19 protein-coding genes are annotated in these 22488 nt (G+C 43.7%); 16 read left to right on the top strand and 3 right to left on the bottom strand.

Annotated features, from left to right (window positions below; genetic code table 11):
- Window positions 1-618: 618 nt before the first annotated feature.
- The 5 genes from QT992_RS02885 (at window position 619) to QT992_RS02865 (ending at window position 5583) form a co-directional block, all read left to right on the top strand.
- Entirely contained in the window at window positions 619-1980 is a 1362-nt protein-coding gene (locus QT992_RS02885) for a cytochrome 450 (protein ID WP_333317345.1), read from the top strand.
- Window positions 1981-2249: 269 nt separating this feature from the next.
- Window positions 2250-2561 (top strand): hypothetical protein, encoded by a 312-nt coding sequence (locus QT992_RS02880; protein ID WP_333336905.1) that lies wholly within the window; start codon window positions 2250-2252, stop codon window positions 2559-2561.
- Between the two features lie 588 nt (window positions 2562-3149).
- Window positions 3150-4211 carry an S-methyl-5-thioribose-1-phosphate isomerase gene (gene mtnA, locus QT992_RS02875; protein WP_333317339.1) on the top strand — a complete coding sequence of 354 codons (1062 nt, stop codon included), beginning with the start codon at window positions 3150-3152 and terminating at the stop codon, window positions 4209-4211.
- Between the two features lie 4 nt (window positions 4212-4215).
- Window positions 4216-4737: a type IV pilin-like G/H family protein gene (locus tag QT992_RS02870; protein WP_333336903.1), complete on the top strand. Its 522-nt coding sequence runs from the start codon at window positions 4216-4218 to the stop codon at window positions 4735-4737.
- A gap of 3 nt (window positions 4738-4740) precedes the next feature.
- Entirely contained in the window at window positions 4741-5583 is an 843-nt protein-coding gene (locus tag QT992_RS02865) for a rhodanese-like domain-containing protein (RefSeq protein WP_333336901.1), read from the top strand.
- Between the two features lie 389 nt (window positions 5584-5972).
- Here the strand turns inward: QT992_RS02865 and QT992_RS02860 are convergent, their stop codons facing one another.
- Window positions 5973-6320: a hypothetical protein gene (locus QT992_RS02860; RefSeq protein ID WP_015174783.1), complete on the bottom strand. Its 348-nt coding sequence runs from the start codon at window positions 6318-6320 to the stop codon at window positions 5973-5975.
- Between the two features lie 241 nt (window positions 6321-6561).
- On the opposite strand from QT992_RS02860, the gene QT992_RS02855 reads away from it, so the two are divergent.
- Window positions 6562-7482 (top strand): cation diffusion facilitator family transporter, encoded by a 921-nt coding sequence (locus QT992_RS02855; protein WP_333336899.1) that lies wholly within the window; start codon window positions 6562-6564, stop codon window positions 7480-7482.
- Window positions 7483-7697: 215 nt separating this feature from the next.
- Here the strand turns inward: QT992_RS02855 and QT992_RS02850 are convergent, their stop codons facing one another.
- Window positions 7698-9122, bottom strand: a complete 1425-nt coding sequence (locus tag QT992_RS02850; protein ID WP_333376495.1) for a TIGR03985 family CRISPR-associated protein — start codon at window positions 9120-9122, stop codon at window positions 7698-7700.
- Window positions 9123-9237: 115 nt separating this feature from the next.
- Here QT992_RS02850 and QT992_RS02845 point away from each other — a divergent pair, with 115 nt between their 5' ends.
- From QT992_RS02845 to QT992_RS02800, 10 genes are all read left to right on the top strand, one after another.
- On the top strand, window positions 9238-10539 hold the full coding sequence (locus tag QT992_RS02845; RefSeq protein ID WP_333376493.1) for a Card1-like endonuclease domain-containing protein: 1302 nt from the start codon (window positions 9238-9240) through the stop codon (window positions 10537-10539).
- Window positions 10536-12230, top strand: a complete 1695-nt coding sequence (locus QT992_RS02840; RefSeq protein WP_333376491.1) for a Cas10/Cmr2 second palm domain-containing protein — start codon at window positions 10536-10538, stop codon at window positions 12228-12230. The genes QT992_RS02845 and QT992_RS02840 overlap by 4 nt, the downstream gene beginning before the upstream one ends.
- The gene (locus tag QT992_RS02835) at window positions 12193-12864 is read left to right on the top strand and encodes an RAMP superfamily CRISPR-associated protein (protein WP_333376489.1); all 672 of its coding nucleotides are present in this window, start codon (window positions 12193-12195) and stop codon (window positions 12862-12864) included. Before QT992_RS02840 ends, QT992_RS02835 begins: the two co-directional genes overlap by 38 nt.
- The gene (locus QT992_RS02830; RefSeq protein WP_333376487.1) at window positions 12861-14438 is read left to right on the top strand and encodes an RAMP superfamily CRISPR-associated protein; all 1578 of its coding nucleotides are present in this window, start codon (window positions 12861-12863) and stop codon (window positions 14436-14438) included. Before QT992_RS02835 ends, QT992_RS02830 begins: the two co-directional genes overlap by 4 nt.
- Window positions 14438-15928 carry an RAMP superfamily CRISPR-associated protein gene (locus tag QT992_RS02825; protein WP_333376485.1) on the top strand — a complete coding sequence of 497 codons (1491 nt, stop codon included), beginning with the start codon at window positions 14438-14440 and terminating at the stop codon, window positions 15926-15928. Before QT992_RS02830 ends, QT992_RS02825 begins: the two co-directional genes overlap by 1 nt.
- Window positions 15925-16509, top strand: a complete 585-nt coding sequence (gene csx19, locus QT992_RS02820; protein ID WP_333336885.1) for a type III-D CRISPR-associated protein Csx19 — start codon at window positions 15925-15927, stop codon at window positions 16507-16509. Before QT992_RS02825 ends, csx19 begins: the two co-directional genes overlap by 4 nt.
- Window positions 16506-18848: a TIGR03986 family type III CRISPR-associated RAMP protein gene (locus QT992_RS02815; RefSeq protein WP_333336884.1), complete on the top strand. Its 2343-nt coding sequence runs from the start codon at window positions 16506-16508 to the stop codon at window positions 18846-18848. Before csx19 ends, QT992_RS02815 begins: the two co-directional genes overlap by 4 nt.
- A 187-nt stretch (window positions 18849-19035) precedes the next feature.
- Window positions 19036-19188: a hypothetical protein gene (locus tag QT992_RS02810; RefSeq protein ID WP_333336882.1), complete on the top strand. Its 153-nt coding sequence runs from the start codon at window positions 19036-19038 to the stop codon at window positions 19186-19188.
- A gap of 234 nt (window positions 19189-19422) precedes the next feature.
- Window positions 19423-20886 carry an ABC transporter substrate-binding protein/permease gene (locus QT992_RS02805; RefSeq protein ID WP_333317316.1) on the top strand — a complete coding sequence of 488 codons (1464 nt, stop codon included), beginning with the start codon at window positions 19423-19425 and terminating at the stop codon, window positions 20884-20886.
- Window positions 20852-21601, top strand: a complete 750-nt coding sequence (locus QT992_RS02800; protein ID WP_333317315.1) for an amino acid ABC transporter ATP-binding protein — start codon at window positions 20852-20854, stop codon at window positions 21599-21601. Before QT992_RS02805 ends, QT992_RS02800 begins: the two co-directional genes overlap by 35 nt.
- 160 nt (window positions 21602-21761) lie before the next feature.
- Here QT992_RS02800 and QT992_RS02795 read toward each other — a convergent pair whose 3' ends face one another.
- Window positions 21762-22487 (bottom strand): hypothetical protein, encoded by a 726-nt coding sequence (locus tag QT992_RS02795; RefSeq protein ID WP_333317313.1) that lies wholly within the window; start codon window positions 22485-22487, stop codon window positions 21762-21764.
- Window position 22488 lies beyond the last annotated feature (1 nt).

Below are 22488 nucleotides of genomic sequence, written 5' to 3'. Positions count from 1 at the left end.
AGCGGGCGTCATTTTATTTTAGATTTTAGATTTTAGATTTTAGATTTTAGAATTGGGGATTGCATTTGATTTTAGATTTTAGATTGAAGAATTGGGGATTGGGGATTGGAAATTTCAATTGATTGAATAATTTAAGAAGTGAAGAATTGGGGAGTGGGGATTGGGGATTTTTAGCTCTATTATTTAATAATACTCAGTAATGAATTATCTGATTTTATTCAATTAAATTCAGAAGCATACAGAAGCCTAAAATATTATATCTAAATATATAAGCACAAACAAAACTATAGTATTTTGTAGGGGCGAGTTCCTGTAAATATCTACGGTTAGGTGTGGCTCTCAGAGATTGGGGCTAATACTTTAGATGCAGAAAGTATATCTACTTACCAGCAATCGTTAAAAATTTCACTCAATCTCCGGGACAAGGCTAGATTTGGGCGCAGACATATTCAGTAAAACTATATCTATATTGCCACTGCGTTTACAAATAAAAATGGCTATAGTTATACTTACTTATTTGGGCAATTAAGTGGGATTCAATACCCGCTCAATTGCCACTCAATACCCTCTTGCTGCTAAATGCAAAGCGGGTTATGGCGAGTGGATCTCGGAGGAATTATGATGAACCTAAATTTAGATACTATTTTCTCATCGCTGATGAACCCGGCCCTGAATGAGTTTCAGGCTTGGGCTTTGCAAAACCCGGAAGAAAGTCTCAGCAAAACGATGCTACCGGTGATCGCCCTGATTGAGGGTTTGATTGCCAACGAACCCACGTATTTGCCAGTAAAACGGCAGGCTTTCGGAGCCAATTTTTGCTGCGCGGGGCAAGTCGTGATGTCCGAGTTTGCAACGCTGGAAAAAGCACTCACATCGCCCCAGGCGCGCGGCTGGCGGCTGGGTACTATTGTACTCGATCCCGATCGCGCGCCCAACCAAGATGTCGGCGGTAGGAACCTTTTCCTGCTGTCTTTGTCCGATCGCGCCACTGATGCTAGCAGCAACCACGCAGCATTCCGAAGCTGTATGCAGAAGTATCTCTTCAACAGTGCCACAACGGATCGCCAGGGAGACGAAATCGCGCGACGGTTGCTCACGACGCTAGCAGCCGATTATACCGAAATGCCACACGGTGCGGGGGGAGCGTTTTTTACCGATGTCAAGCGCGGTTGGAAGAGATTTTTAGTCCGATACCTGCACTACGTCATCTTTGGGCTCAACCCAGACGACGAGGAGTCGATCGAACTCCTCACCGAATTACATTACATCCGCCACAGCCCACTGCACTACTTCGCCGTCATCGGGAACCTGCTGCAAAGCCTGAACCTGTTTGGACACGGGGATTTGTCCACTCTAATCGAGCGTGCAGCGACTATCTATGAAAATTCCCCAGCCTTAGCCGACTTCGAGGAGAGCTCGGAAAACAACGGCATGACTAAGCGGGAATTGGCGAAGCTGATGACATCGATTATGGGTATAGCGGGACTCCAAGGCCCCCTGCAGCTAGGCTACACGGCAATGGGATATCACCCTCTCCCCGCCTATAAAGGACAGCAGACGGCCGAAATTAACCCGACTGATTTTTGGGATCGGCTCGATTTGGACGATCGCCAGTCGATCGAGCTGTTCCTCCTGGAATGCGCGCGCCTCGGGGCCCCCGTCATTGCCACGCACCGAGTCGCGACAGAGCCTTTCACCGCAACGGTAGCGGGCAAAGAGCGCACCTTCCCTGCCGGAACCAAGGTACTGATACCGCTCAGTTTGGGGCTGCTAGACGAGAGTTTCTGGGGCTCTACGGTATACGAATTCAACGCTAAGCGGGAGAATCTGTGCCCTTTTCATATGGGATTTCATTCCGTGGGCGATCGGAGTGCGGGACGGATTTGCCCCGGTAAAGACATCGCACTCAAGATGCTGGTGGATGTTGTGAGTACGGTAGGCAAAGTGCGGCGAGCCTCAGAGCCTAACTTGGGGCGGTAATCAATCCAAAAGCTCGCATCAGACAGCGGTTGAAACTGAGATATTACACAATTCTCAAGAACAGGCTTTCCGGCCTGTTCCACAAAGAATTAATTGCTTGTGGGGAGTAGGGGTTGGGCATCCTGCCCGCACATAAAAGCCTTATTGAGAATGGTGCAAGATGTGAGTTGAAACCGCACGCCACACAAACTATCGATCGCTCGACTCAGAAATCAAGGGGGGATCTAATAGGAAACCAAAGCACAACTATTTTGACGATAAATAATACCATGTTAATCGAACAAAAGCAACTAAAAGACATCGCTAATTGGATGAAAGTAGAACATCCAGCGGAGTTACCTGAAGTCCTGCAAGGTATCTTTTTTAGGGACGGGAATGTTGTACCAGACGATTGTCTGACGATGTATAGTTCAGACTGGAAGGGTGACGAACGGACGTTATTGCTGCGCGTTTTTGACCAGGAATTTCAAAGGTGGTACCCGCCACGTGATTTATCCGTGGAATCAATCCAAAATCGAAAATCAAAAATCCTCAAGGCCCCGCATTTATCCGTGGGGTCGCCTCTAAAATCTAAAATCTAAAATCTAAAATCGATTGACCCTGTTATCTGGACATTTCATTCATCAATGGCGGGACGGATGTTAATTTATTTAGTCAAATTTTCTCGCTTCAGCTACTTGTTCCGATTCTCGGATGCAACTTTGCAGCACGGGCACATTACGCCGATAGTGTTTGGATGGTGTGTACCGCCGTGGCTGGTAGATTTTTTGCTCGATATCCGAACACTCCGAATGGAGATATCTGGCATCGCACAAACTCGTTTTTCGGCAGACCTGCTGAGAGCGGATATATACTCCGCAAGGTTGTAGACAAAGATGGCAATTACACCTCAGCGTTTCCAGATATGCTGTCTAAAGTGGAGAGTGATTGTTTAATCATTGCCAAAGAGTGAAACTATTTAGGAAAACTATAGCATTCCTTGCAGGGGTCGTAAATTTTTTACCCCACCCCAACCCTCCCCTTAGTAAGGGGAGGGAGTAAGAAATTCACAAATGATTTAGGATTGCTATACAACACCCGCTTAATTAGGCGGGTTTTGTCGATCGAAGTGGCGGGAATCGTCGCCTTCATGGCATCATAGAAACTTGTCCCTCACATAATTGAAATAGATGACCGCTCAAAACTCCCCCGTTTCGCCCGTCACCTGGATGGAAGACCGAGTTCTGCTAATTGACCAAAACCGACTGCCGAAAGAATACGGTGTAGTCGAAATTAGTCGCTACGAAGATATGGCTGAGGCGATTAAAACTATGATAGTCCGAGGTGCTCCGGCGATCGGGGTAGCAGCAGCCTACGGGATGTATTTGGGGGCGCGAGAAATCGAAACGGGCGATCGTACCGAATTTCTCGCTAAATTAGAACAAGTTGGCGAGTTATTGCGATCGACTCGTCCCACTGCGGTTAATTTGTTTTGGGCAATATCGCGAATGCTCAAAACTGCCGAGAGAACTAGCGGTTCTGTCGAACAAGTGCAAAAAACTTTGTTAGAAATGGCTAAAACCATTCAAGCAGAAGACTTGCAAACTTGTAAAGATATCGGCGACAAAGGTTTAGAAGTTCTGCCCGCTACACCCGAAAAATTGAACTTACTAACTCACTGCAATGCCGGTGCATTAGCAACTGCCGGCTACGGTACTGCTTTAGGTGTATTTCGTTCTGCTTGGCGAGAAGGAAGACTCGGAAGAGTTTTTGCAGACGAAACTCGGCCCCGTCTCCAAGGTGCCAAACTGACCACTTGGGAATGCGTGCAAGAAGGAATTCCTGTCACATTAATAGCAGACAATATGGCCGCTCACTGCATGAAACTCGGCATGATTCACGCAGTAGTTGTCGGTGCAGACAGAATCGCTGCTAACGGCGACGCCGCCAATAAAATTGGCACTTACAGTTTAGCAATTGTTGCCAAAGCTCACAACGTCCCGTTTTTTGTCGCCGCGCCTCTGTCAACAATTGATTTTGAACTTTCCGACGGTAGCAAAATCCCCATTGAAGAACGCGATCCAGTTGAAATGTATCAAGTTGGAACTACGCGAATTTGTCCTGTGGGAGTCGAATTTTACAATCCCGCTTTTGACGTAACTCCGGCGGAATTAATCTCAGGAATTATTACTGAACACGGCACGGTTGCTCCTGGGGCGTTGAAACAGTTTCAGGCAAAACAATTAGTTTAATTGTATGTTGCTCAACCGCTCATTCCACCTGTTATCTGTGAAATTAAGCAGGATTTATAGCAGCCGCAACTGGCAGCTCAAAGTTGCGCTCGCAGCTCTAACTCTGCCAGTTGTTTTCACTCCGGTCTCGGAAGCTCAAGTTTCACAAACGCTTACAGCGAAGGAATCACAAGCGAAAAACTTTGTGGGTTCGATGAATAAAGCCCAGCAAGTTTACTATGCTGAAAAAGCAGGCTTTACAAGTTCTGTTTCCAATCTATTGGTTTATCTCGGTCTCCAAGTTAAACCTAACTCAGCAAACTACAGCTACTCGATCGGCATGGTGAAAAAAGGTGCTGTATTTAACTACGGAGTATCGAAGCAAGCTAATCTCAAAAGTTTTGTGGGGGGAGTGTTTTTGGTGGCAAACAAGACCCAAACAATCTTGTGTATAAATGCTGCTCCTGGCAAGACTAAACCAGCTAATCCAACTAATACCAAAGGGGTTTTAGCCTGCGGTGCTAATACAGCCAAAGTTACTCAATAAATTATGTCTAATTTACTGGGTAATTTAGCAAATAACTGGATAGTAAATGCAGATTTAGCTAAGCAATTGCTGGAACAAGAAGCTACTCTTCTAGATGCTCGCGCACCCATTTTAAAGTGGTTTTGCCGTCTCCCACCAGCTATTCCCGTAACTTGGCAGGAATTTTCGCGATCGGACTTTCCCCACAAGGGAAAAATTATCGAAAACAACACAGTTTTAACTCAAAAACTGCAAGCAATTGGTATTTGTCAAGACAAACCTGTTATAGTCGTTGCCGATTCCGTGAAAGGGTGGGGCGAAGACGGGCGAATTGTTTGGATGTTGCGGACTTTGGGACACGAAAAAGCAGTTTTTGTCGATGGAGGATATGGGGCTTTAATCAAAGCTGGAATTAATCGAGTAAAAGCTGTAAACAATCCACCGCAAACAGGAGATTTTGTAATATCTCGCCGCTCGAATTGGGAAATTCAGCGGGATGAATTGAAAGCTATTTTAGGAGATGAGAATTTAGTCATTATCGACGCCAGAGAGCCGCGAGAATATGCAGGTAAAACGCCTTACGGAGAACAACGGGGCGGCCACATTCCCGGTGCGGTTCACCTCTATTACAAACAGTTAATGGACAAACAGGGAAAACTGCTGGATCGCGGGGAAATTGTCGCTATTTTACAGGAGAAAGGAGTTTGGCAGTCAACTCAAATTGTGAGTTATTGTAGTGGGGGAATTCGCTCTGCATGGTTGACTTGTGTCTTGACAAATGTGGGATTTAATGCTAAGAATTATGCAGGTTCAATGTGGGAATGGTCGGCTTGGCCGGCAGATAGCTATCCCCTGAAAAAAAATTAAAACTAGCAATTAGAAATTAGTCGTAGGGTATGTCAGTCGTAGGGTGCGTCAGAAGAGAGTCTCTCAATTACCGATAAAAGAAACCTAGCTGACGCACCTTACTAAGCCAATTAGGATCGCGAATTAAATAATTTACACAAGTTTGTGGGGAGTAGGGGTTGGGCACTCTTAGCCCGCCCTTTCTGGACGGGCGGGACGCCCATCCCACAAGAACCATCACGCATTGTAAGTTATTTAATTCTCATTCCTTAGTCCTAGGGTGCGTCAGAAGAGAGTCTCTCAATTACCGACCAAAGAACCCTAGCTGACGCACCCTACTGAAGCCAAAACCCCAATGATTCTAATGGGAATTTAACCTTGACAAACGGGCGGGCTTCAGGTTGAGAATCTCAACCTACTTGTTCGATATACTGAGCGAGATCGTCGCGCAGGCGGCTGAGTTCGGCTTCGGTGGTGACGCGCACGCGATCGTCCCTAACCGTAATCAGCACTTTCGCAGCAAAAGGAGTGGGCCAGATATTCGGGTTGCAGAAAACTTCCAAAAATACATCTCCTGCATACCGATATTCCATCGGTTTTTGGGGAGAAGCTTTAGCGCCAGCGGTTTTGGCTGCTACAGCTTTCAAGCTTTCCATCAAAGCTGCAATTTCGCTTTGCAAATCCCGCGCGGCTTGCGGGGAAAAGCTAAAGGAGACAGAACCTTCGACTAAATTCAGTGTCAGCGGAGAAAGAGACATGGGCAATGAAATTTAACATACTATTGTTAATGATAAAATATACAATAACCTAAAAGAAGTACCAGCCAACTAAATTGGGCGGCGAAAGTGCTATTAATTAAAATTTGTCTCAAGAAGCTAGGCTAAATTAATGAATATAAATCTAGTCGCAAGCTAGATTCAGCAATACTTTTAACCTTTTATGACTTGATAAGCTTTAAACTAGAAACCAGAAAACTTGACGGCCGAGCGAGGAGATTTTATGGTTGCCGATAACCGTTCCGAAGTCCGCAAGGTTTTAATAATTACCTTATTGCTAAATTTGCTGGTGATGGCAATTAAAGCAGCCGTGGGATGGCTGACTGGTTCCCTCAGTTTGCTGGCAGATGCTTTGCACAGCGTCACGGACAGCGCTAATAATATTTTAGGATTGGTAACTAATCATTATGCCAATCCGCAGCCCGATCGCGATCATCCCTACGGACACCAAAAATTTGATGCTCTCGGAGCTCTGGGAATAGCTGTTTTTCTGGGAATTGCCTGTTTTGAAATTCTCAGCGGCGCTGTTCACAGGTTGCTCAAAGGTGGCACAGTTGTCAACATATCGCCAAATGAATTGTGGATATTACTGCTCGTACTGGGGATTAATATTTTTGTCACTTTTTACGAGCGCAGAGTTGGCCAACGTCTCGGTAGCGCGATTTTAGTGGCTGATGCTCAGCACACGATGAGCGATGTTTGGGTGACAATTATGGTGATCGGCGGGTTGATTGGTGTTTGGCAAGGGCAGGTTTGGAATATACCTCAATTACAATCCCTGGATGTGTTTTTGTCTTTTCCTGTGGCTGTTTTGGTATTTAGCAGCGGTTGGAAGGTTTTAAGGGAAAATCTGCCTTGGTTGGTGGATGAAATGGCGATCGCACCGGAAGTTATTCACGCGATCGCGATCGATGTACCGGGGGTTGTCAACTGTCACTCGATCGCCTCCCGTGGCGTTGTAGGGCGTCAAGTATTTATTGAGATGCACATGATTGTGGATGCTGTCGATGTAGAAACAGCTCACCGGATTACAGAAGAAGTAGAAGCCCGTTTGGAAGAACGTTTCAGCCCTGTACGCATCTTAATTCACGTTGAGCCACCAGCTTACGAGTCCGACCAAATTAGCTACGATTCTGAAAAATGAAGGCACAACCAGTGATTTTGAGACGGATACAGGGATTAATTGAAGAATCGGGAAAGTATTTTTACTTACCGCAATTCCTCCAATTTTTTAAATCCTATCAATCGGGTTAGAGCGATCGCACTTAATTTAGTGCTAGTTTTCCACAGGAAAAGGGGGGTTTTCCACAGGAATCGGCAAGTTTTCCACAATAGGTTTGATAATTCTCGAGCAAAAGACTATTGGTATAAGTTGCCAGTTTTTTGGATTTCTACGGCCATTTTCTGTCGCAAGTCCCAAGGTAGCAGAATTTCGACTTCTGAACCCAAAGCTCGCAACCACCTCAGCGGGTAGTAGTCTGTCACTCGGTAAGTGACTTGGTAGTAAGCATCGTCGGTTGGGCGAGACTGGAGGATTTGTAAAAGTGCCGATCGGTGTTCTGGATTGGGAGTATATTGTTTGATTAATGTGGCGGCGCGATCGTACTCTATGGCGGTAAAAGTATTGTGGATGGTGATTCCTTGCATATAACTTTGATGAAAAGTGCGATCGAACCGCAATACCATCAGCGCAGTTTCTTTATAAAAATCGCAGCCCCAAGCTTCCTTTAACATATCGTTAACTGTTTTGGGAGTTGGCAGGTTATTCTCCTGATATTTTTCCTTGAGTAATTGGGGAACCCGAGAATCTTGCCAATCCAAGGATTCTAGACGTTTTGAAATAATGCGATCGAGCCGATATTTGTACCAATTAATTTCACCTCTGGGGGTGCTGCCGTAGGCACACAAATATTTAGCTCGATCCATAAAGTAAATACAAACAGGATAAACAACGCACTCTTTAATCTGATTTTGATGAGCGCTGCGATAAGTTAATAGCAGAGGAGCGATATTTTGAGAATCCCACATTTCCTGCAATTCGCTCTGAAATTGATCGACAGCATCTTGCATGGGACTGGATTCGGGTACGAGATAATCAACGTACAAAAAGACGCGGTGATTATCTTCATCAACTACCTCTTCTGAAAATTGGTCTGCTAATAAAGGCAAACTTGGGTCTAGAAAACTAAACATCCCCAAAGTAGCAGCGAGATAAGCCTGTGTTTTTGGAGTAAAATTGCTGTCTGTATTGGGGTTTTCTGTTGGGCTGGAAAATGGCGGTATTGTGTCAACTCGGCGGTAGTTTTTACTTCTACCCGTCACGCTGGTTAACCGTTGCAGCAAATTCCGACTTACCAAGAAATCGAAGTCATTTTGCAGCGATTTTCGCACCTGAGCGAATAACTTTTCTGCTAATAGCTTGTCTAAATCAGCATCGGTAATCGTAGTTATTTGTTTTTGCAAAGAATGCCGCCACTCGTTTACATATACATTCCATTTTGTCAACCACTGTTGCGTTGTTTTGTTGCAAGCACAATTGGGGTCTGAATAGTTAAGAATATCTTCCTGCTTTTCATCTTTGTAATTTTTGCCAAAGAAAGCTTCGCGCCAATCAGCATAGGTAAAGGGGCTGCTAAGGGCAATATATCCCTCGTCGCTGTACAGCCAACTTACCAAAACCCATAACCTGATGGCGCGGGTGAGATTTTGAATTTGGTCGAGGGTTCCGTTGGCGAAATCCTCTAGGAGTCTGGGGTGTGGCGGATTGCGAAATGTTGGGTTCATGGTGGGTTGAGGGATTTAAATTGTGTTTTATAGCGTAAGGGCGATCGGAAGGGGGTGCTTCCGATAGTATGCAATAATTGGCGTACAAGTTGAGCAAGACGGAGAGACAGGCTTTATGAGTACATCTGAGTTCGACAAGTACAAAGTTGACCACCTGTTTTTGCTGATTGGCGAGAACCCTTTGCCTAACTATGTAGCAGCGAGACTTTTGTTAAATCCAGGAGGTACGCCCTACCTTGTGTATACGACTGGTACAGAGAAGCCAGCCAAGTGTCTGCAAACAATATTGAGTAGGGAACCAATTGGTTTAAAGACAGCTCAACTTGTGCCGCTCAACGATGGCGAAGCTGATGCCTATCAGATTCAAAAGGCAATTCGCTCTAAGCTAGAAACTATCAAGGATGGAAAAATTGGATTGAATTATACGGGCGGTACGAAGGCGATGGCTGTACACGCTTACAGAGCAGTTTTTAGCAAAAAGTCTCCTGATACTGTTTTTAGCTATCTCGATCCGCGCAAGCTAAAGATGTGCATAGACAGCGAGAACACTCCCATCAAACCGATCAAAGTGAAACCAGAAGTGATCCCCGTCGAACTTGCCAAAGTGTTTCAAATACACGGATGGACGTGGCAAGACAAGTCAGATCCTATTGACAAGCCGGAATTACCTGAAGCTGCAAAAGCCTTTGCTGAATTTCATAATAATGGTGATTTAGTGCAACTATGGCGTGATTGGTGTAATGAAGTTTTGCGGAAAGCAGCAAGAGATGAAAAAGATAAAAATAAATGGAAAAAGGAAACTAAGCTAACAGAGATTTCTACTTTGAGCCTTGAGAAACTGAAGTCTAAGGAAAACATCATGAGTACCTTGAGTCATTTAGGAGTTGTGGGTGAAAATTTATCACTTCATGCTATCAAGGAGAAAGGAATCAAAAGCTTAGAATCTGCCTGTAAATGGTTAGACGGCGAATGGTTAGAGCATTATGTTTTACAACAAGTGCAAGAAATTCCTGAAGACTTATCTATTTACGATAGCGCTACTTCATTTTGGATTCGGAATCCAATCGATCCGAAAAATACTAAATTTCAGTTTGATGTTGCCTTCATGCGAGGATATCAGCTATTTGCGATCTCTTGTACAACTATCGCTCGTAAATCTGATTGCAAATCGAAGCTATTTGAAGCTTACATCAGAGCGCGACAACTCGGTGGGGATGAAGCGCGAGTGGCTCTAGTATGTTGTGCTAGCGAAAAAGATGTTAACGCCCTTGAAACAGAAATTGTAAATGTTTTTAATCCGGCTCCCGAAAGTGGGCAAAGAAACCACAAAATCGCCGTATTTGGACGTGATGACCTAATGGATTTAGCGAGCAGGATTGCAGAATGGATTAAGCAAAATGATGAGGATGCAAAATGAAAAAATTTACTGTCACTGTACTAGACACAACAGGAATTCAACCCTACATTTTTGGTAGTAACCGCCTGCGCGAAAATATTGGTGCATCTTACCTAGTTTCTCAGGCAACAGATGACTGGGCTAGAGAAGCTTTACATACCTTCGCGCGCCAAGATATAAATCGCAAAGTTTATGCTTTCAATCCTAAAGATCCTAAAAAGCATCAACCAGATGCCAAACCACGTATTGAAGATGATGGACTAGCTGCTGAATTAGTTTATGCAGGTGGCGGTAATACAGTCTTGCTATTTTCAGACAAGCAATATGCCGTGCAATTTACTCAAATTTTGAGCAAGCGAATCTTAGAAGAAGCACCAGGAATTAATCTTGTAGCTGTTCATCAAGAATTTGATTGGGATAGTCAATCTCTATATGATGTCGTTCAGAATTTGATGAAAAATGACTTGGATGCAAAAAAACGCAGCAGAATACCTTCTGCACCATTGCTGGGTTTGGGTGTGACTGCAACTTGTCGATCGACTCAGTTAGTCGCTGTAGGGATGAGCGAGAATTTTAAGGATGATGAACCCTATCTTATTTCAACAGAGATTGATGCCAAACTCAAAGTTGTTCGTCAAGCTAATGATAAGCTGCAAGAAATGTTTGCCTCTGCTTTAGGTTCCTATGAATTCCCTCTAAGAACAGACGAGATGGGTCGTTCTGAAGCAGATTCCAGCTATTCGGCTGTGATTCATGCTGATGGCAATGGTATGGGTAAACGCTTTCAAAATTTTGGCAAGGATAAGTGTAATCGAGACTACATTATCGCCATGCGGGAACTATCCCACAGCGTCAATCAGGCTGGTATTGATGCGCTGAAAGGAGTGGTAGAGATACTGGTTAAATCAATTAAGGTAGATTCCGAGGGAAAAAGAAAAGTAAAGGGTCAGTTTGAGATCAAAGATAATTACTTGCCCTTCCGTCCTCTAGTCTACGGTGGTGATGACATTACCTTCGTTTGTGATGGAAGATTGGGATTAGAACTCGCGGCAATTTTTTTGCAAGAATTTGAGAAACAGCTAGTTGTAGGCAATGAAAATGGTAAAAATCCTCTCACTGCCTGTGCAGGGATATGTGTTGTTAAGACTCACTATCCCTTTGCACGAGCTTATCAACTAAGCGAAGATTTGTGTCGCAAGGCTAAAGGGTTTGTTAAAGATGAGAAAAAACTTGGTAAAGAAGATTTCTCAGCTTTGGATTGGCATTTAGCAGCCAGTGGCTTAAGCGGGTCAATTTCTGAAATTCGCGATCGCGAATTTCAAGTACCGGCAGGTAATTTGGCAATGCGACCTATCAGTTTAAAACAAGAAATAGATAGCGATTGGCGTACTTGGCAAGGTTTCACCAAAGTAGTCAAGCACTTAAATGAAGATGAAGATTGGAAAGGTCGTCGAAATAAGGTGATTGCTTTACGAGATGTACTGCGTCAAGGAATTGAAGCAACTCAGAATTTTCTCAAAAACTACAGAATAAAGGATGAGCAACTGCCAACTTTCCCAGAATCTAGTGGTCGTAGTGAGAATTTAGCTAAAGATGGTTGGCTAGATAGAGTTTGTGGTTATTTTGATGCCATTGAAGCGATGGACTTTTATATCTCACTGAGGGAAGAATCAAATGCCGATTTACCAAATGAAAATCAAACTGCTGAGTGATACAACTTTTGGACGGGGAGATGGAGTCGCAGGTTTAATTGACCAAGAAGTCGAACACGATTCTTTTGGTTTTCCCTACTTGCGGGGGCGTACTCTCAAGGGATTGCTGAGCGAAGAAGGCGATAACTTAATTGCAATGTTGACTAATCATCGCCCATCTTGGGAAAGAGTTGCTTGCGATTTGTTCGGTACGTTGGGTAGTACCATCGGGACAATGGGTGCAGTTCATGTAGGCGATGCTTGTTTGCCAGAGGATTTACGTCAAGCTGTTGCTTTCCAGATTAAGGATGAAACTTTAACAAAAACAGAGGTACTTGATTCGCTAACAAGTATCCGTCGTCAAACTTCTATAGATCCACAATCTGGTACACCGGATGAGGGGAGTTTGCGTTCATTTCGCGTAGTTTTGCGCGACCTTAGTTTCACGGCTGACTTAATTTTTGAGAAGAGGCCAAGTGATGAAATGCTATCGCTTTTAGCAGTTGGTGCGTTGGCACTCCGACGCTTGGGTAGCGGACGCAATCGAGGTCGGGGTCACGTGCAATGTACGTTACATGATGATGCAAACGGTGATGACATTACGCATCACTATGCTAACTATTTTGCCAAAAAAATTAAGGAGAAAGTTGCATGAAAGCAATTACTTTAACATTACAAACTCAGCAACCAATTCTCGCCACTTCATTTCAAGGCGATCCCAACAGCGATGTATCGTACTCTTACATTCCGGGCAGTATGATTCGCGGTGCAATTATTGGGCGTTACATGAGGCAGCATCACTTGTCCGAACTGGATTTAACCAATAAGGATGTGAAGCGACTTTTCTTTGATGCCAATAGTACCCGCTACTTAAATGCTTATCTTTTGAGTTACGAAAAGCAACCGCAACGCACTCTTCCCCTACCTTTATGTTGGTTCAAGGATAAGGATGCAGAACTTAAGGAGGATTTACCTATAACTGTCTATGATTTCAGTATTGAGAGAGGAGACGATCCAGAAACTCCTAAATCTGTGGGTGAATACTTCTGGACTAAGGAACGGGAAGTTGTCAAATTATACAAGGAAAAGCGGCGGATTAATATTCATAATTTTCGCGATCGCCAAAAAGGACGTTCTACAGATAACCAAGGTGAAATTTTCCGCTACGATGCCCTAGATGCGGGACAAATCTTTCAATCAGTCATTCTCTGCGAAGATGAAGACGTAACAGCAATTCAAGATTTATTAGCAGAACCTAACTTATGGTTAGGAGGTTCTAAAAGTGCTGGATACGGACATACCAAGATTATCGATCCAAAACCTCTTAATGCTTGGAATGAAATTGGAGTTCCTGCAGAAAAACGCGAAGATAATGACGAAGTTTTAAACATTACACTTCTCAGCGACACGCTTTTAAGGGATGAATGCGGTCAACCTGTAGCAGATCCGATGTTAATTAAACAAGCTGTCGAGGAAATGTTAAATATCTCATTGCCTGAACCTAGCAATATTTTTGCTGGTAGCACTTTAATTAGTGGATTTAACCGTAAATGGGGATTGCCTTTACCCCAAGTACCAGCATTGGCAGCAGGAAGTGTGATGGTTTTTGAAGGTATTGAGATTAATGAATCACAAATTCAACAACTTGAAGATCAGGGAATTGGAGAGAGAAGAGAAGATGGTTTTGGTCGAATTGCTGTAAATGGGCTGAAAAATCTTCTTTTTTCAGCCAGTTTAGCGAAGTCATCTGATACATCTAGTTTGCCTCCCTTGAAAGATGAAGCATCAAGGCTTTTGGCTGAACAGATGGCACAAAGATTATTAGAGCAAAAACTAGAGGAGTATCTTCAAAAAAAGGTTGGACCTTTAAGCTTGGATGATGGCATCAGTAACAGCCAACTGTCAAGACTACAATCTGTTGCACGACAAGGGCTTCCCAATGGGGATTGTAGTTTAGTTATCTCGCTGCTAAACAACTTACCATCGAATGCTAAGAGTCAGTTCGATCGCACAAAAATAGGTAATGAATCAGACAAAAAATCCTTCAGGCAACAGCTAGACGAGTGGCTGGGGAATCCGACTGATTGGATTAATGGTATAGAAGTGAAAATTGCTGATGTAGATCGCAAGTTTGATGACGATCGCGCTAGACAAGATAAGCTAGCTGAAAAGTACACGCTGCGGCTGATTATGGCAGTGGCAAAGAAGGCAACTAAGGAGAAAAAATAATGAGTCAAGAACGCCTTAAACGCAATCAGCATCTGATCGCCCAACGCATCATTGTACGGGGTACGTTAATCTTAGATACGCCGACTTGCTTGGGAAGCGGTGATGCAGAGAGTCCAACGGATATCGCATTGCTGAGAGATAGCGTGAGCGACTGTACGCTTTTAACTGGTGCATCGATTGCAGGTGCTTTGCGAAACTACTTGCGGGAGTACCAACACGGATACGGTGTAGAGGAAGAACAAAATGGCGATCGGGCTACTAACTTATTTGGTGGTACTCGTCGCGATCCTGAAGGCGAACAAAGTCCATTAATTATCAATGATGCTATTAGCAGCACTATCCCGACTGTGGAATTAAGAGATGGTGTAGAAATTGAACTCACAACTGGCACAGCCAAACCAGGCCATAAATATGACGTGGAACTGTTAGCGGCAGGAACAGAATTTCCGCTCTACTTTGAATTGCTCATAGAAAAAAATAAAGCTCAGACAGAACAGCAACCATTAATTAATTGTTTAGCATTAGCCTTAGAAGGTTTAGAACGAGGTGAAATCAGTATTGGCATGAAAAAGCGGCGCGGTTTTGGTCGCTGTCATGTCAAAGAGTGGCAGGTTTGGAACTTTCACATGGAAGATCCTGCTCAGCGAATGGTATGGTTAAAGTTTGAACATTGGCATACAGGTTTATTGCCCGATCGCGAAACTTATTCATCAATTGCTACAGCTCTGGGAGTATCATTAGAGAATCAGGATGATAAGCGCGATCGATTCCTCATCCACGCTCAATTCCAATTAGTCGGTTCTCTCCTGATCCGTTCCGGTCAAGATTCAACGGGACGCGCTCCCGATGTTGTACACTTGAAATCTCATCGACCAGGTAAATCAGACTCATTACCAGTATTATCCGGTACGAGTTTAGCTGGAGTATTGCGCCATCGAGCCGAGCGTATTGTTAACACATTGGGCGGTAGTTCCACACTTGTGAAAGAGTTATTTGGTTTTGTTGAAGGGAAGGAAGCCAAATCAAGTCGTTTAGTCGTTCACGAGAAAGTAATTGAAAAGGCTACTGACTTAGTACAAAATAGAATTGCGATCGATCGCTTTACAGGAGGGGCTTATCACGGCGCATTATTTGAGGAACAACCTATCTTTGGTGGTGATGAAACGATTGTCACTATTGAACTAGAGTTACGCAATCCATACAACCATGAAATTGGATTATTGTTACTCTTGCTAAAAGATTTGTGGACAAGCGATTTACCTGTGGGAGGTGAAAGCAGTATTGGCAGAGGACGTTTAAAAGGAATCAAAGCAGACTTAATACATCATCATCCACAAAATCCACAACAATGGGAAATTTCTGAGGAAAATGGAACATTGCACGTTACCGATAAAGCTGACAAAGGGGGATCGGGAGAATCCGTTAGAGATACGCTAGAAGGATTTGTCAAAGAATTGTTGGCACATTTAGGGAAGGAGGTAGAGGTATGAAGGATGCGATGGATTGTTCATCTCAAACTAAACAATTTGTTAATGATGATGAGTTATGCAGTTGGCTAGAGGAGCAAGCCAAGTCTTATCAACTACCTTATTTGTTAGGTCATGCTGAGGATGGGGTAATTTGGGGTCGTTTTGATAATGGAAAGTTGACAACGGCTGAACAAATATTTCACAAGCCTGAATTTAAAGTAGATTTTCCTCAGTTGCGCTTATTGACTTTGCAACAATGTCGTATTTTTGGTCAGAATGGTGAATTGTTGCTTTGGCAGATTAGCGAAAAAAAGTTTAGATGGCGTTTCATCGGGAATCTAGAGGAAGATAAAATCCCAGAAAGTCAGATTCTTTGGGGAACGCATGGAGAGAAGCAGGGTAACTTTACTTTGCTTTGGGATGGTTCCCAAGGACTGAAACACGCCGTACCATTTACTGATATCGAGTTAAAGGGCGATCGCTTAGTCAAACCAGTGCGTTTGCTCGTACACCACTACATAAAATATGACGAAGAAACTGGTTTAGCTCGTATCTATCTCAGCCGTCTTGTCTATCTAACTACTAAGGAGAACGCACTATGAATCCGAAACAGATCAAAAATATTACCGATCCACAACGTATAGCTAAAGCGCCATACAATTTTGTGGAATTACCTGCAAAGGTTGTTGAAGCAGAACCCTTACCGGAGGGCGATCGCTATCATCCAGACCGACATACTGGAAAAATTGAATGCACTTTAACAACTAAATCTCAACTATACACCCGTTGCGGTTGGAGTCCCGAGGATTTTGCTAAATACTCAGAACCTCCCACACATAAAACAAAAGAAGAAAGAGAGCGATGGGAGAAAGACGAAAAAGCAAAGTGGGAAAAGGAAAGACGAGAAATTCTTGCTGCCTTCTTTAGTTACCCTGGCGGTAATCTTGCTGCCATATCTGGTAGTAGTATACGCGGGATGCTGCGAACTCTAGTTGAAATTGTTAGTTTTGGAAAAATAGATCGTGTTTCAGAGCAACAGCGCTTTTTCTTTCGAGCGGTTGCTGCCGATCAAGACGATCCGCTGAAGGAAGAATACAAGAAATATGTCAAACCCAAAAATATTAAAGCTGGGTACTTGGTAGAAAAAGCAGAGGGTTGGTTTATTCGTCCCGCTATGCCTGTTGATGAGGCTCCCTTCGTCTGGGTTAAAGAGGATAAGTTACGGTCAATCTCTGGGTTCATTCCAATGAGCAACCTATCAGATTATAGACCTCGGTATTTTATGAATATTAGTTTTGAAGATATCTATACAAAAAACACTCGTCGGTTTGCGGGGAAAGTCAGTAACAATTGTACAACCTATAAATATCAAGGAGTTGTAGTGACTAGCGGCAATATGCTGGAAGGAGGAAATAATCCAGGCGATCTCAAACGTCAGAATCACTGCATTGTCCGACAACCAGACTCAAACGCTGAAGCTATTCCAATCAGTGAAGATGCAATTCAGGACTATTGCAGTGCTTTAACTCCTTTTCAAAAGCAAGATCCACCATTCGATCAAAATAGAGGTGTTCTAGAAAATGGTCGTTGTATCTTCTACTGTCAACCCCAAGCTGGACAACCAGTAACGCTATTTGGTCAAAGTCCTAACTTTCGGATTCCTTACTCTCCTCAAGGTAATGGCAAAGCTTCAACAGCACGAGATTTTATTCCCGATTTCCTGAAAGATTCTAAAGATAAACCCGCAATCACTGATATAGCTGAAGCTATTTTTGGCTTTGTCCGACGTGACAAGCAACCTGAAGAAATGGAACAAAGTCGTGCTGGTAGAGTGTTTATAAGTGATGGTATCCTGAAGCCAAATCAGGAGGAGATGGTACAGCAAAGCCTGAATCAAGAACCCAAACCTATTCTGTTATCTAGCCCAAAACCTACAACTTTTCAGCATTACCTGGTTCAACCACCAGAAACAGGGGCAAAGAAGAGTCAACTCAAGCACTATGCTAGTAAGCCATCAACTGATACAGAAGCAGGAGAAACTGTTATTCGAGGACATAAGTTGTACTGGCATAAACCTGCTCAGATTGAAGTTCCTAGCGGCGCATCAGATACCCAAACGAGTTTAATTAAACCGATTGATGAAGGTATTCAATTTTCATTTACCATCTACTTTGAGAACTTAAGTCAAGTAGAGATTGGTGCAATACTGTGGGTATTAAAAATTGCAGAAAATGAGAAATACTGCTTTTCTCTAGGTATGGGTAAACCTTTGGGGATGGGTGCTATCAAGGTCAAAATTGATAAGCTTAGGTTTGGCGATCGCACTCAACGCTACAACACATTATTCACCGATCGCAATAGCTGGGAGCATGGAGAGACTAACACTGATTCTGAATCCGAAGAGTGCAGAAAAGCATTTGAGAATTATGTACTGGAGAATATTCACGAAAATGACCATCCAGAGGGACGTAAAGCTACCAGCCTAGATGAGCTTCCGCGAATCGAAATGTTATTGGCAATGTTGCAATGTGAAGGTTTACAAAACTCACTCCATGCTGAGTATATGACGATTGAACCTAACGAGTACAAAGAGCGCAGAGTGCTACCAACTCCGTTACAAATAGCACGAATCGATGATAATCGCAGAGTCGCTCCAACTTTTTCACCAAGTACGCTACCAAGTGTTGTAGTTAAGTCAGAACGGCAAGTGGAAATTGCTAAAGCTGTTAAGTCAAAAAAGTTTGAGATTGGACAAATTTTGGAGGCTACTGTAGCTCGCATCAACAGCAATCACGTAACTTATCATATGTTGGAAGTCTTAAAACTTACGGAGAAGGAGCCTAAAAAAGCAGCTTTATTGAGAGAAGGACAAGCAGTTCATGTAAAGATTACTGCTCTCAAAGAAGATGGGAGTATTAAAAGTGTCAAATGTGCGGATTGAGTGGCTTTCCCATAAAAGCGATCGCACTTCCAAGTTTTTGCACAGAGGCTTTATTTATATCTAAACGGGCGGCTCCTTTCCTAATTTATGTATCACCTTGTTGATACGCTTTAACTATTTTTTCACGAAACTATATCTGAGAACGTTTCATTTTTGGCTCTGATCTACTGAATACCGTGTCCCACAAATGGAATATGCTGGATCATTACAAATACCGATCGCAACTTGGACAACGGTACAACATGGGTGGGAGTTGTGCGGACAAGCTTTACCTTCTAAAATGTTAGAGAAGAAGGCAGGCACGACACGGATTGACACGGATACACGGATTAAGTATTGAGCGTGATTTACTTTAAGTAGCGTGCGTCAGTTAGCATGATTTTTCCTACAAACCAACAATCTCACAACTAACGCATTTTGCAACAAATGATGCCTCAGAATCACACTTTCTATGCTGACTAAGAATCTCCAACCTGACGCACCCTACCACTGTTATCTATCTTTAGAGTGGTGACAGAATTGTGAAGTTTCGCATAATTTGTCGGCTAGGGGATTTTTTAGGACAATGTTCGATATGAAACGTTTAAAATTAAAATCAATGCTGGCGGCGGCGATCGCGATCGCCCTTTGTTTAATTGCGATCGCCAGCTACGCCCAAGCGAACAAGACTTTAACACTGGCGACTTCCCCAGACTACCCGCCCTATGAATTTAAAGATACGGCTGTTAGCGGCAACGAAATCATCGGTTTTGACATCGATATTGCCAAATATATTACTAAAAAATTAGGCTACGAACTGAAAGTAATTGGCATGGATTTTAACGGCTTAATTCCAGCTTTGCAGGCGGAAAGAGCCGATTTTGTGATGGCTGGAATGACTCCCACAGCAGAAAGGAAAAAAAATGTTGATTTTTCTGATCTTTACTACGAAGCTCAAAATACAATTGTCGCCAATAAAGGTAGCAATTTGACCAAAGCTGAAGATTTAGCCGGGAAAAAAGTAGGCGTTCAACTCGGAAGTATTCAGCAGGAAGCTGTGAAAAAAATGGCCGGTGTGCAACTGGCTGCTCTCAATAGGATTCCTGACATCATTCAAGAAATTAAATCGAACCGCATCGCCGCAGGAGTGATCGAGGATACTGTCGCTACGGGTTATGCAGCAGCGAACCCGGACTTGGAATTTAACACAATCCCGAATACTGAAGAAAGCGGTTCGGCGATCGCCTTTCCGAAAGGTTCGAGATTAGTTCCCGAATTCAACCGAGTCCTTCAGCAAATGAAAGCCAGCGGTCAAATTAAGGAACTAGCTACTAAGTGGTTTTCTCGCCCGATTCCGCAAGAACAGGCTCAAGCAAATCAGCCTGCGGTAGCGTCCAAGTTCGGGTTAGATTTTGGCAAAATCTTGCCGAGTTTGCCTTATATTTTGTCCGGGCTTTGGGTAACGCTAACTTTTACCTTGCTGTCGGCATTTCTCGGATTTATCTGGGGAATCGTGCTGTCTCTGTTTAAGATTTCTAGCATTAAACCGCTGTTCTGGTTTGCCACTGCTTACACCTCAATTTTTCGCGGAACGCCGCTAATTTTGCAGTTGACTTTAGTTTATTTTGCAACGCCGCAGCTTACGGGCTATAATATATCGGCGCTGCAAGCTGGCGTGATTACTTTTTTCCTGAATTCTGGGGCTTATATTTCCGAAACAATCCGCGCGGGAATTCAAGCCGTAGATAAAGGTCAAAAAGAAGCCGCAGAATCCCTTGGCGTTCCCTACAAACTGATGATGGGCGATATTATCTTGCCGCAAGCGTTGAAAAATATTTTGCCTTCCTTGGTGAATGAAAGTATTGCTTTGCTGAAGGATTCAGCTTTAGTTTCAGTAATTGGCGTAGAAGACTTGCTGCGCCGCGCTACAATTGTGGGAGCAGAAAAGTATATTTACTTTGAACCTTTGATATTTGTCGGTGCAATTTATTATTTGATGGTGCTTAGTTTAACTTGGGGGGCAAATGTACTCGAACGCAGACTCCAAACTAGCAGTTAAGGTCGATCGCCTGTATAAATCTTTTGGCAATCTGAAGGTTTTGCGCGAGATAACTACTGAGATTCATAAAGGAGAAGTGATTGCCATTATCGGCCCTTCGGGGTGCGGCAAGTCTACTTTTTTGCGGTGTTTGAATTTACTGGAAATTCCGACTTCGGGACACATATACATTGACGGGGTGGATATTACTTTGCCGAAGGCAGATATTCTGAAAATCCGCCAGAAAGTGGGGATGGTGTTTCAGCATTTCCACTTGTTCCCACACATGACTGTGCTGCAAAATGTGATGTATGCGCCTGTAAAGGTGAAGCAGGTGGCTAAGGATGAGGCGCGTCTGAAGGGGTTAGAATTGCTGGAAAAAGTGGGTTTGTCAGATAAGGCAGAGGTTTATCCTTCTAAGCTTTCGGGGGGACAAAAACAGCGGGTGGCGATCGCCCGCTGTTTGGCTATGGAACCGGAAATTTTGTTGATGGACGAACCGACTTCTGCACTCGATCCTGAAATGGTTAAAGAAGTGTTAGATGTGATGAAAGCTTTGACGAAAACGGGAATTACGATGGCGATTGTAACTCACGAAATGGGTTTTGCGCGGGAAGTCGCCCACCGGATTTTGTTTCTCGATGGCGGAAAGGTGGCGGAAGATGTGCCGCCGCAGGAGTTTTTTAGTAACCCGAAGTGCGATCGCGCTAAGCAATTTCTGGAAAAAATGCTTTAATTCATATAAGAATTAGAGTTTTTAACCGCAGAGGACACAGAGGACACAGAGAGAGTTAGAGGAGAAAGAGAAAGTTGCGGTAGGCTGCGTCAGGTTGCAGATGCTCGATCGCCACGGAAAGTATAATAATGTTGATCCGATGATTAACTTGGTAATTCTGTTAGAAAAAGGAGAGAATTCTTTGAATCACCTGGGTATTAAAATCTTTCGGAAAGCGGTCTCTTTCCTGAGCGTGATCTAGAAAGAAAGTCTTGGGATAATAAGCAAGACGGGCTTCCATTTCGCTAATCTTTTCTAATAAGGGTTTGATGCGATCGATTTTGTCGGGATGGCGATGTTGGATGAGAGTCGCAGCATTCCTAAAATGCCGCCCCTCATCCTGCGTCACCAAATGTCCTACGCGAGCAAAGCCGTTCCCATAGTGTTGGTAGAATTCCTTAATATCCCGGTGATAAGACCACACGGAACCCATTTCGTCAAACATTAAACCAACTAGAATGGTGAATTCGTTCTCTATCAGAAACGAGATCGGTTCGAGTTCATGCACCCGACTCTGGTTTTTTTGGTCGATCGCCTCTGGGGACAAACCTGATACCATGTGATAGACCTTACGTAGAGCAACGTAGTGCCGTAATTCGTCTTGCAGCCAAAGTTCGATCGCACTCATGAATTCTAACGAGAACTCCGAACTGCGAGATAGCAGATGCTCGTAGAGTGGCTGACTGTCTCCCTCAGAGAACACATCTCGGCTAAGGAGATCCATAAATCCAGCCTGAATTGTAGGCGCGACTTCGGGAATTTTCAACTCATCGGCAATAAATTCATCTACACTCCACTCACTGCTAAGAATCGGAACTCCTCGGACATCATGAGTTTGTAATTTCATA

The organism is Microcoleus sp. T3_D1, assembly GCF_036700405.1.
GTDB lineage: Bacteria > Cyanobacteriota > Cyanobacteriia > Cyanobacteriales > Microcoleaceae > Microcoleus.
Note: the sequence above shows the minus strand (reverse complement) of the source record. Positions and strands in the feature narration are given on the sequence as shown.

Coding starts and splice junctions, on each gene's coding strand:
- QT992_RS02870 (WP_333336903.1), top strand. CDS start 4,216: ATGTTGCTCAACCGCTCATTCCACCTGTTATCTGTGAAATTAAGCAGG.
- QT992_RS02805 (WP_333317316.1), top strand. CDS start 19,423: ATGAAACGTTTAAAATTAAAATCAATGCTGGCGGCGGCGATCGCGATC.
- QT992_RS02885 (WP_333317345.1), top strand. CDS start 619: ATGATGAACCTAAATTTAGATACTATTTTCTCATCGCTGATGAACCCG.
- QT992_RS02845 (WP_333376493.1), top strand. CDS start 9,238: ATGAGTACATCTGAGTTCGACAAGTACAAAGTTGACCACCTGTTTTTG.
- QT992_RS02850 (WP_333376495.1), bottom strand. CDS start 9,122: ATGAACCCAACATTTCGCAATCCGCCACACCCCAGACTCCTAGAGGAT.
- mtnA (WP_333317339.1), top strand. CDS start 3,150: ATGACCGCTCAAAACTCCCCCGTTTCGCCCGTCACCTGGATGGAAGAC.
- QT992_RS02810 (WP_333336882.1), top strand. CDS start 19,036: ATGGAATATGCTGGATCATTACAAATACCGATCGCAACTTGGACAACG.
- QT992_RS02800 (WP_333317315.1), top strand. CDS start 20,852: ATGTACTCGAACGCAGACTCCAAACTAGCAGTTAAGGTCGATCGCCTG.
- QT992_RS02795 (WP_333317313.1), bottom strand. CDS start 22,487: ATGAAATTACAAACTCATGATGTCCGAGGAGTTCCGATTCTTAGCAGT.
- QT992_RS02825 (WP_333376485.1), top strand. CDS start 14,438: ATGAGTCAAGAACGCCTTAAACGCAATCAGCATCTGATCGCCCAACGC.
- QT992_RS02835 (WP_333376489.1), top strand. CDS start 12,193: ATGCCGATTTACCAAATGAAAATCAAACTGCTGAGTGATACAACTTTT.
- QT992_RS02865 (WP_333336901.1), top strand. CDS start 4,741: ATGTCTAATTTACTGGGTAATTTAGCAAATAACTGGATAGTAAATGCA.
- QT992_RS02830 (WP_333376487.1), top strand. CDS start 12,861: ATGAAAGCAATTACTTTAACATTACAAACTCAGCAACCAATTCTCGCC.
- QT992_RS02815 (WP_333336884.1), top strand. CDS start 16,506: ATGAATCCGAAACAGATCAAAAATATTACCGATCCACAACGTATAGCT.
- csx19 (WP_333336885.1), top strand. CDS start 15,925: ATGAAGGATGCGATGGATTGTTCATCTCAAACTAAACAATTTGTTAAT.
- QT992_RS02860 (WP_015174783.1), bottom strand. CDS start 6,320: ATGTCTCTTTCTCCGCTGACACTGAATTTAGTCGAAGGTTCTGTCTCC.
- QT992_RS02880 (WP_333336905.1), top strand. CDS start 2,250: ATGTTAATCGAACAAAAGCAACTAAAAGACATCGCTAATTGGATGAAA.
- QT992_RS02855 (WP_333336899.1), top strand. CDS start 6,562: ATGGTTGCCGATAACCGTTCCGAAGTCCGCAAGGTTTTAATAATTACC.
- QT992_RS02840 (WP_333376491.1), top strand. CDS start 10,536: ATGAAAAAATTTACTGTCACTGTACTAGACACAACAGGAATTCAACCC.